This window comes from Sphingorhabdus sp. (assembly GCF_040079335.1).
Lineage (GTDB): Bacteria > Pseudomonadota > Alphaproteobacteria > Sphingomonadales > Sphingomonadaceae > Sphingorhabdus_B.
The window spans coordinates 1-9,777 of sequence record NZ_JBEBKL010000067.1 but is presented as its reverse complement, the minus strand read 5'-3'; the positions used below and the strand labels follow the sequence as shown (position 1 = coordinate 9,777).

Annotated in this window: 7 protein-coding genes; 3 read left to right on the top strand and 4 right to left on the bottom strand. The window is 59.6% G+C overall.

What is annotated here, in order from left to right; genetic code table 11:
* Window positions 1–25: 25 nt before the first annotated feature.
* The gene (locus tag ABL922_RS13470; protein ID WP_349024728.1) at window positions 26–580 is read right to left on the bottom strand and encodes a hypothetical protein; all 555 of its coding nucleotides are present in this window, start codon (window positions 578–580) and stop codon (window positions 26–28) included.
* 151 nt (window positions 581–731) lie between these two features.
* Here ABL922_RS13470 and ABL922_RS13465 point away from each other — a divergent pair, with 151 nt between their 5' ends.
* Window positions 732–2,321, top strand: coding sequence for an amidase (locus ABL922_RS13465; RefSeq protein WP_349024727.1), 1,590 nt, complete (start codon window positions 732–734; stop codon window positions 2,319–2,321).
* Here ABL922_RS13465 and ABL922_RS13460 read toward each other — a convergent pair.
* Together ABL922_RS13460 and ABL922_RS13455 are read right to left on the bottom strand one after the other, a co-directional pair.
* Window positions 2,318–3,529, bottom strand: coding sequence for an LL-diaminopimelate aminotransferase (locus ABL922_RS13460; RefSeq protein WP_349024726.1), 1,212 nt, complete (start codon window positions 3,527–3,529; stop codon window positions 2,318–2,320). The two genes, ABL922_RS13465 and ABL922_RS13460, sit on opposite strands and share 4 nt — an antisense overlap.
* An 85-nt stretch (window positions 3,530–3,614) precedes the next feature.
* Window positions 3,615–5,399 carry a DEAD/DEAH box helicase gene (locus ABL922_RS13455; protein ID WP_349024725.1) on the bottom strand — a complete coding sequence of 595 codons (1,785 nt, stop codon included), beginning with the start codon at window positions 5,397–5,399 and terminating at the stop codon, window positions 3,615–3,617.
* Between the two features lie 143 nt (window positions 5,400–5,542).
* Here ABL922_RS13455 and ABL922_RS13450 point away from each other — a divergent pair, with 143 nt between their 5' ends.
* A complete protein-coding gene (locus tag ABL922_RS13450; protein ID WP_349024724.1) occupies window positions 5,543–7,156 on the top strand; it encodes an alpha/beta fold hydrolase in 1,614 nt (537 codons plus the stop codon).
* Here the strand turns inward: ABL922_RS13450 and ABL922_RS13445 are convergent.
* The gene (locus ABL922_RS13445; RefSeq protein ID WP_349024723.1) at window positions 7,138–8,337 is read right to left on the bottom strand and encodes an MFS transporter; all 1,200 of its coding nucleotides are present in this window, start codon (window positions 8,335–8,337) and stop codon (window positions 7,138–7,140) included. The two genes, ABL922_RS13450 and ABL922_RS13445, sit on opposite strands and share 19 nt — an antisense overlap.
* Before the next feature lie 174 nt (window positions 8,338–8,511).
* On the opposite strand from ABL922_RS13445, the gene ABL922_RS13440 reads away from it, so the two are divergent.
* A complete protein-coding gene (locus ABL922_RS13440) occupies window positions 8,512–9,705 on the top strand; it encodes an acyl-CoA dehydrogenase family protein (RefSeq protein ID WP_349024722.1) in 1,194 nt (397 codons plus the stop codon).
* Window positions 9,706–9,777: the final 72 nt, after the last annotated feature.

Below are 9,777 nucleotides of genomic sequence, written 5' to 3'. Positions count from 1 at the left end.
TTCCGTAGATGATGCACCCCCCCACTCACCCCTCCCTTTCCTGCTGCCGTAGCATCCGGCGCACGTCGATCTTGCGGAACAGCCAGTCATAGGCAGCCTCGAGCAACAGATTGATCCGCATCGCCAGCAACCGCGCCGCGCCATCCTCGGCGCGTTCGAATTTTTGCCGGTCGAGCCATTTGCCAAAGCGCAACGGATCATAATAGCGCAACATGAACATCGTCAGCCGCTCGTCATGATGGCGGCGTTCGCCAACCTGCTCGCCCTTGTAATAGATGGGGATGGCGACGCCGTGGATCGCTCGCGCAAAGGCGGCGTCGGCCATGCGCTTCACACCATGTTCGAGTGCAGCCTCCCAAGCCTCTCGAAAAGGCCCAGCCTCTGGCCGCGCGCGCAGATCATAAGCCGACTGCCGTGATCGCCCGACGCGGCGGCAGGCTTCATCGACGCAACCGCTGGAGGCCAATGCCTCGATAAATTCCACCTGCTTTTTCGGCGTCCAGCCATCATGGCGCACGCGGGTGGGCACAGGGGAGAAGGGCTGGATGTTGGAGGGTGGGTTTGAATCGGTGTGTTCCATGGGGTATTTTGGAACATAAAAGGGGGCGTGTAGGACAGGGGTTTAATAGTCTGGTCGACGTTATATCGGGGAGCTCGAAAGCTGGTTTTGTTTTGGCCCCGCGAATCCAATGATAGATTGAAAGCCGTTTCACCAATGCTAGGTTGCAAGAATGAGAACAGCATTCGCATTCGCCGCCGCCCTGTTGGCTACCTCCGCGCTTCAAGCCCGTTCGCCTACTGTCCACAATCCTCCTTCGGTATTCGATTCAGATGTCACTGCACTGTCGTCCACGCAAGTTGCGGGTTTGACGACATCGGAAGATATCGTTCGCCAATATCTGAAGCGGATTGCAGAAATCGACGATAATGGCCCGCGATTAAACGCCGTAATCGCTACCTTCCCTGATGCAATCGAACAGGCACGCAAACTTGATGCCGAGCGCAAGGCAGGCAAGGTACGTGGTCCGTTGCACGGCATCCCGGTGCTGGTGAAAGACAATATCGAGGTGGCGGGACCTGTTCCAACGACGGCAGGTTCGCTGGCGCTCAAGGACAATATCACCAATCGCGATGCGCCAATGATCAGTCGACTTCGCGCAGCGGGCGCAGTGATCCTTGGCAAGACCAACTTAAGTGAATGGGCAAATATCCGTTCGGGTGGTTCGACCAGCGGCTGGAGTGCAGTCGGTGGCCTGACGCGCAACCCATATGTGCTCGACCGCAACACCTGCGGCTCGTCGGCAGGGAGCGGTGCAGCCGCAGCAGCGAACCTTGCGCCGCTGACCATTGGAACCGAAACGGACGGCTCGATCGTCTGCCCGTCGTCGGTCAACGGGATTGTCGGCTTCAAACCCACGCTAGGCCTTGTCAGCCGCAGCCTGATCGTGCCGATTTCGCACAGTCAGGACACAGCGGGGCCGATGACCCGCACGGTGCGCGATGCGGCCTTGCTGCTGACTGCGATGGCGGGAAGCGATCCGACTGATCCCGCAACATTGCAGGCGGACAAACGCAAAACAAATTATGCCGCGAATCTCGGCACCGATGCGCTCAAAGGTATGCGTCTAGGCGTTCCACGCGACCGTGTTGGCGACAATCCCGCGATTAAGGCGCGCTTTGAAGCTGCGCTCGATGTCATGCGCAAGCAGGGTGCGGAGATTGTCGACATTGCCGATACCCGCAAAGGCTTTGACGGGCTGGGCGAAGCCGAGTTCGAAGTGCTGATGGTTGAACTCAAAACCGACCTCAATGCCTATCTGGCCACTACGCCCCCTGCGGTAAAAACCCGCACGCTCGAACAGGTCATTGCGTTTAACAAGGAAGAACCGGCCGAATTGCGCTGGTTCGGGCAGGAGTTGTTCGATCTGGCGCAATCGAAAAATGGCCTCGAAGATCCTGCCTATAAGGAAGCCCTCGCCAAGTCGAAGCGTATGGCCGGGCCGGATGGCATCGACCGGTTGCTGCGCGAAAACAAGGTCGACCTGCTGGTATCACCAACCACCGGCGTCGCGTGGAAGACTGACCTTGTGAACGGCGACCAATATTCCGGACCAAGCGCGAGCGCGCTTCCCGCCATAGCAGGATATCCGCATTTGACCGTGCCGATGGGAACAATCGAGGGGCTGCCGCTCGGCATTAGCTTCGTCGGGACGGCATGGGACGACGAACGCGTGCTGCGGGCAGGCTATGCTTATGAGCAGGCTTCGAAGGCCCGCGTGGAGCCGACCTTCAAGCCCAGCATTGAAGCAACGTTGCCCTAAATCGCCTTTGCCTGCGTCGGCGTATTTACACCCATCGATTGCAGATAGCGTTTGATGTTGCGCGCGGCCTGCCGCAGGCGGTGCTCGTTTTCGACCATCGCAATACGGACATAGCCTTCGCCGTCCTCGCCATAGCCGACGCCCGGTGCGACCGCGACCTTGGCCTCGGTCAGCAATTGCTTCGAAAACTCGAGACTGCCGAGATGCGCGAGCGCAGGGGGTAGTGGTGCCCAAGCGAACATCGACGCACGCGGCGCGGGGATATCCCAACCGGCACGGCCAAAGGCCTCGACCAACACATCGCGGCGCTTGTGGTAAAGCTCGCGGTTCTTTTCGACGATATCCTGCGGGCCATTCAATGCCGCGCAGGCGGCGGCCTGAATCGGCGTGAAGGCCCCATAATCGAGATAGCTTTTCACCCGCGTCATCGCGGCGATCAGCTGCTTGTTGCCCACGGCAAAGCCGATGCGCCAACCGGCCATCGAATAGGTTTTCGACAACGAAGTGAATTCGATCGCGACATCCTTCGCGCCCTTCACCTGCAGGATCGAAACTGTCGGGTTGCCGTCGAAGTACAGCTCCGAATAGGCGAGGTCGGACAGGACCCAGACCTTGTTCTCTTTCGCCCAGGCGACCAGCCGCTCGTAGAAAGCGAGATCGACCGTTTCAGCAGTCGGGTTCGAGGGATAGTTGACCACCAGGATCGACGGGCGCGGCACGGTGAAGGCCATCGCGCGGTCGAGTGCGCGGAAATAATTCTCGTCGGGCGTGGTCGGCACAGAGCGGATCGTTGCGCCTGCTATAATGAATCCAAAGGTATGGATCGGATAGCTGGGATTGGGTGCGAGCACGACATCGCCGGGTGCCGTAATCGCGGTCGCAAGGCTGGCCAGCCCTTCCTTCGACCCCATCGTCACCACGACTTCGGTTTCTGGATCGACATCGACGCCGAAACGGCGGCCATAATAATTGGCCTGTGCGCGGCGGAGGCCCGGAATGCCCTTTGACGCCGAGTAGCCATGCGCATCGGGTTTCTGCGCCACTTCGACCAGCTTGTCGATGACGTGCTGGGGTGGCGGCAGGTCGGGATTGCCCATGCCGAGGTCGATAATGTCCTCTCCGCTCGCACGGGCGGCCGCTCGCATCGCATTGACTTCAGCGATGACATAGGGCGGCAAGCGCTTCATGCGGTAGAATTCTTCGGACATCGGACTCCAGAGGCTCCTTGTTACAAATTGGACCAGAGAGCCGCCCTCATGCGCGATGTTTCACCGCTTTTCCAGCAAAACCGGCCTAGCGCGGACGGTTGCCCTTTGCCTTGTGCTTCACACCATGCTTGGACGGTGGAGGTCCAGCTTTGCGAAACGGGCGTTTGCCCTCGCCTGCCGGACCATCACCGCGCGGGCCCTGAAACGGACGCGGGCTATGGCGCGGCGTTGACTCGTTGCCCCGGCCCTTGCGCTTGTTTTCGCGCGCGGCCTGACGCGGAGGACCTTCGGCCTCGATGATTTCGACATCATTGTCTTCATCATGCCCCGGCCTGGCGACCGACTTGGCGAAATGACGCGCCGCAGCCGCAGAGATGCCGACATAGGTTTCGTCCGCCGCAATGCGGATCGCGCCAATATCATTCTTGGTCACCCCGCCTCGGCGGCAAAGCAAAGGCAAGAGCCATTTCGGATCGGCATTGTTGCGACGACCGATGTTCAGCTTGAACCAGACCGAATCGTCAAACCCGGCACGGCGATCGTCCTGCATCCGTTCGCCGCTGCCATTATCGAGCAGTTCTTCGGGCGCGGGCATTTTGGCGCGGTGCGCGCGAACGAGGGCAGCGGCCACATCCTCGGCGCTCATCGTTTCGAGCAAGCGGGCGCCCAATGCGCGGTCCTCTTCCTCAGCCTCGACCGGGGTCAAAAGCATTTCCAGAAGGCGCTCATGGTCTTTCGCACGAATATCCTCGGCGGTCGGAACCTTGATCCATTCAGCCTCAATCCGCGCGCCGCGCAGCATCGATTCGACACGCTTGCGCCGCTGATAGGGGACCACAAGCACGGCTGTGCCCTTCTTGCCCGCCCGGCCGGTGCGGCCCGAACGGTGCTGCAAGCCTTCGGCATCGCGCGGCAGTTCGACATGGATGACAAGCGACAGATTGGGCAGATCGATCCCGCGCGCGGCAACGTCGGTTGCGACGCAGACTCGGGCGCGGCGATCACGCAGGGCTTGCAGCGCCTGGTTACGCTCGCTCTGGCTATGTTCGCCCGACAGTGCCACGGCGTTGAAACCGCGGTTGGTCAGCTTCGAATAGAGATGCCGCACGCTTTCGCGCGTCGCGCAAAACAGGATCGCGGTATCGGCTTCGTGCAGACGGAGCAGGTTGACCACCGCATTTTCGATGTCTGGCGGAGCGACTGTAACGACCTGATAGCTGATATCGCCATGGCCGCGATCTTCGCCGACGGTCGAAATGCGCAGGGCGTCATGCTGATAGCGTTTGGCGAGCGCGACGATCGGTTTCGGCATCGTTGCCGAAAACAGCAATGTGCGGCGGCCTTCGGGCGTGGCATTGAGGATATCCTCCAGCTCTTCGCGGAAACCCATGTCGAGCATCTCGTCGGCTTCATCGAGCACCGCGACTTTCAGCGCCGATAGGTTCAGTGCGCCGCGTTCCAGATGGTCACGCAAGCGCCCCGGCGTGCCGACCACGATTTGCGGCCCGGTCTGAAGGTTGCGGCGTTCTTTCGAAGCGTCCATGCCACCGACGCAGGTGGCAATGCGCACGCCTGCCTTGCCATAAAGCCACATCAGTTCGCGGCTGACCTGCAAGGCCAGTTCGCGGGTGGGGGCAATAATCAGCGCGGCAGGGTCGCGGGCCAGACTGACCAGTCCGCCATCGAGAATCTGCGGCGCCATCGCCAGGCCAAAAGCAACAGTCTTGCCCGAGCCGGTTTGCGCCGACACGACGAGGTCGCGACCATCGGCTTCTTCGGCGATAACAGCGGTTTGTACGGGGGTAAGCGTGGTATAGCCACGCGCGGTAAGCGCTTCGCCAAGAAGCGCGGGGAGTTTTTCAATTGTCATTGGGGTTCCAGTGTTCAAACTCCCTTATACGCGCAATTTGCTGCAATGTCCATGTTGCGCCGCACAACAAATAGAAGCTTCGACAATGCAGTCACTTGGGTTATGCAACAGACATGGCCGATTCACCCAACTTGCCGCCCCTGATGGACCCCGAACAGCTCGCCAAAATGGCCGAAACTTTCGGGGCTGGCGCCTCCGATCCGTTAACCGCCTATAAGCATGCACTCGATGCCTGGGGCGAAGTATTGGCACCGCTGGCGAAAGCCGGTCATGACAAGCTGAACGCCAAAGACCGCCGCTTCGCCGCCCCGCAATGGGAGCATCCGGTTTTTGATCTGATGCGGCAGGGTTACCAGCTGATGTCAGATTATATGATCGGCGCGGCGCATGAGATGGAGCATCTGTCGAAGGCGGACAAAGCGAAACTTGAATTTGCCGTGCGCACGGTTGTCGAGGCGATGAGCCCGGCCAATTCGCCGCTGACCAATCCGGTCGCGCTGGAAAAAGCTATCGAGACTAAGGGCCAAAGCCTGATGTCGGGCGTTAGCCACTTGCTCGCAGACATGCAGCGTGGGCAGCTGACGCATACCGACCCGCAAGCATTCCGGCTGGGCGAGAATATCGCCTGCACCCCCGGCAAGGTGGTGCACCAGACCCCGCTCTATCAACTGGTGCAATATACACCGACAACCGAGAAGGTTTTCGAAACCCCGCTGGTCATCTTCCCGCCGTGGATCAACCGATTCTACATCCTCGACCTGACAGCCGAGAAAAGCTTCATCAAATGGTGCGTCGACCAGGGCATCACGGTTTTCGTCGTTTCCTGGAAGTCGGCCGACGCAGAGATGCGCGATACGATCTGGGACGACTATATCGCCGCGCAAATCGATGCGATTGATACCATCCGCGATGCGCTCGACGTCGATAGCGTCCATGCCATCGGCTATTGCGTCGCTGGCACCACGCTAGCCGCAACGCTCGCGATCCTTGCTGCGCGGGACGAAGAGGCGAAAGTCAAAAGCGCAACCTTCTTTACCGCACAGGTCGATTTCACCCGCAGCGGCGAACTGCTCAACTTCATCGACGAGCATCAGTTGAAGATGGTCGAATCACTGGCATCGCAGCAAGGCTTTCTCGATGGCCGCTACCTTGCGCTGACCTTCAACCTGTTGCGCGGCAACGATCTGATCTGGTCAACGGTGAACAAGCATTATCTGCTGGGTGAGGATTATCCGGCGTTCGACCTGTTGCACTGGAATGGCGACGTCACCAACCTGCCCGCCAAATGGCACAAGGATTATCTCTGCGATCTGTATCGCGATAACAAGCTGGTCGAACCCGGCACGCTATCCGCGCTTGGCACGCCGATCGATCTGCGCAAGGTCAAGACACCAACCTATGTGCAGGCCGGGCGTGAGGACCATATCGCGCCCGCGAGTAGCGTCTGGAAAATTCGCGACCATTTCAAGGGCCCGGTCCGTTTCGTGCTGGCGGGCAGCGGCCATATTGCCGGCGTGGTCAACCCGCCCGCGCAGGGCAAATATCAATATTGGCTCAACGAAGATCCGAAGGTCTCAAGCCTCGAAGACTATATCGAAGGTGCAACCGAAACCAAGGGCAGCTGGTGGCCCGATTGGCTGAACTGGTTGTCAGGTCAGGCGCCGAAACAGGTTGCTGCCAAAGGCGCACGCCAACCGGGTGAAGGCAAGCTGCAGGCGATCGAAGAAGCGCCGGGCAGTTACGTAAAAACGCGCTGAGGCGGGAGCCGCACGAACAGGAATGCGGTCGCGGCGATGATATAGGAAAAGACGGCACCAGCCTGAAACAGGTCATATCTGCCGGTCCAGTCGTGAATCTTTCCGAACAGCAGCACGCCGCATAGCGTACCCATCCAGCCTGCGACCTGCACCCAGCCATAGATTGATCCGTAGCGATCGAGCCCGAAACGGCGCGCAACAAAATAGGCAAGCAGATCAATCTCCGCCCCCTGCTGCACCCCGATGGCCGCGACCGCAAACAGCGCCGCCGCATAATGGTTTTGCGTCTGCCAAAGCAGAACGCAGCCAATGGCCGGGATCAGCGTGAAGAAAAAAGCGGTGCGTTGCGGGTGCACCCGGTCGAGCAGCCAGCCACAGGCAAGCCGTCCGAAAAACTGCCCGCCGGCAAATGCCGAAATTCCCAAGGCGGCTTGCGCCAAAGTCAGCCCTTCCTCCAGCATCATTGGCGCCATCTGGCTGAGCATTCCCGATGCGGGCATGTTGATGCCCACATAGCTCAACGCAATCAGCCAAAAAGCAGGGCTGCGATAGAAATGATCGGGCCCTTCCTCAGCCCGCCGCCGCACCTCATCATGATCGGCCTTGTGCACGGGAATATCGGCCACCAGAAACAGGATGGAAGGCAGACCTATAAACAGCGCCAGCGCAGCGAGCACAAAATAGCCGGTGCGCCAGCCTTCGAGCGTAATCACACGCTCGAGCAAGGGCGGCATGAAGATGGCGGCCAAAGACAGGCCGGTCGCCGACAAAGCCAGCGCCAATCCGCGTTGCGAAGAGAACCAGCCGTTGACCGCTCTGGTGTAGGAAATCGAGGTGGTCGCGACACCGATCAATCCTGTCACGAACACCATTACCCCAAATAATGTCGGTATAACGGGCGAAAATCCGATCACCAAATACAGTAATGCAATCGCGACCATCCCGATCGCCCACACTTTGCGAAATCCATAGCGATCCATCGCCCAGCCTGCCAGCGGGGCTGCGAGCGAACCAATCCCGACCAGCGCCTGTAACTGCGAAAATTCGCCCAGCGTCCAGCCGGTTTCCTTTTGCAGATGGGGAATGAACAGGCTGAAGACAAAATAGAGCAGGTTGACGCCGGTCGCTGCCGCCAGCGCCGCGCCCAAAACGGTGCGCCAGCCGCGCCGCCATTCCTCCATAAATGCCCTCTCCTCAAGGCAAAATCGAAGGCTCCACCATGTTGGTAAAATAGCCGCGGGTCAATTGACGTTTACGTAAACGTCCGGTAATTCCTGTGCCAGACGGATTTGGTGCGAGTCGGCTCGCCTTGCGAGGACATGCGCGCTACATTGCCGCAATAGAGGAGAGCTGCCATGGATATGGAATTCACTGCCGAAGACCTCGCCTTCCGTGACGAAGTGCGGGCATTTATTGCCGAGAACTACCCGCAGGAATTGCGCGGAAAACAAGACGAAGGCGACGAGTTGGGCAAAGAGGATTTCCTCGCCTGGCACCGCATTTTGCACAAAAAGGGCTGGGTCGCCCCCGCATGGCCGGTCGAATATGGCGGCACGGGGTGGAGCCCCACCCAGCGCTATATCTGGTCAGAAGAAACCGCCCGCGCCGATTGCATCCGTCTGATGCCTTTCGGTCTGTCGATGGTCGGTCCGGTGATCTACACTTTCGGTACCCCCGAACAAAAAGCCAAATTCCTTCCCCGCATTCTTTCGGGTGAAGATTGGTGGTGCCAGGGCTATTCGGAACCCGGCTCGGGCTCCGACCTTGCCTCGCTGCGTACCAAAGCCGTTCGCGATGGCGACGACTATATCGTCAATGGCCAGAAGACATGGACGACGATGGCGCAGCATGCCGATTGGGGCTTCTTCCTCGTCCGCACCGATTCCGATGCGAAGCAGCAGGAAGGCATCAGCTTCCTTCTGGTCGACATGAAGACGCCGGGCATCACCGTGCGCCCGATCATCACGCTGGGCGGCGAACATGAAGTCAACGAAGTCTGGCTCGAAGATGTTCGCGTACCGGTTGAAAACCGCGTTTATGAAGAAAATAAAGGCTGGACCTGCGCCAAGTTCCTGCTCGCGCACGAACGCACCGGCATCGCCGGCGTTGCAGCCTCGAAGCGCGGCATCGAGCGTATCAAGGATATCGCCCGTTCAGAACAAGACGGCGACCGTCCGCTGCTCGCCAATCCCTTCTTCAAGCGCAAGGTGGCTGAGCTGCAGACCGATCTGACCGCACTCGAATTCACCGAACTGCGCAGCCTTGCCGGTGAAGCCGCAGGGCGTGGTCCGGGGCCGGAATCGAGCCTGCTCAAGATCAAGGGTTCGGAAATCCAGCAGCGTATTACCGAACTCGCATTGGAAGCGGTCGGCCATTATGGCGCGCCTTACTTCCGCGGCTTTGGCGAAGGCGACAACGAGCATCCGATTGGCCCCGATTACGCGCACCGCACCGCGCCGAGCTATTTCAATATGCGCAAGACCACCATTTATGGCGGATCCAACGAGATCCAGCATAATATCATCGCCAAGATGGTCCTGGGTCTTTGATCGAAATTCTCCCCTCCCGCTTGCGGGAGGGGCCGGGGGAGGGCCTGATAGGTCCCATGGCTCGCTATGCTC

Bases quoted from the DNA above. Each gene is read 5' to 3' on its own strand.
- ABL922_RS13455 (WP_349024725.1), bottom strand. From the start codon at position 5,399: ATGACAATTGAAAAACTCCCCGCGCTTCTTGGCGAAGCGCTTACCGCG.
- ABL922_RS13460 (WP_349024726.1), bottom strand. From the start codon at position 3,529: ATGTCCGAAGAATTCTACCGCATGAAGCGCTTGCCGCCCTATGTCATC.
- ABL922_RS13445 (WP_349024723.1), bottom strand. From the start codon at position 8,337: ATGGAGGAATGGCGGCGCGGCTGGCGCACCGTTTTGGGCGCGGCGCTG.
- ABL922_RS13440 (WP_349024722.1), top strand. From the start codon at position 8,512: ATGGATATGGAATTCACTGCCGAAGACCTCGCCTTCCGTGACGAAGTG.
- ABL922_RS13470 (WP_349024728.1), bottom strand. From the start codon at position 580: ATGGAACACACCGATTCAAACCCACCCTCCAACATCCAGCCCTTCTCC.
- ABL922_RS13450 (WP_349024724.1), top strand. From the start codon at position 5,543: ATGGACCCCGAACAGCTCGCCAAAATGGCCGAAACTTTCGGGGCTGGC.
- ABL922_RS13465 (WP_349024727.1), top strand. From the start codon at position 732: ATGAGAACAGCATTCGCATTCGCCGCCGCCCTGTTGGCTACCTCCGCG.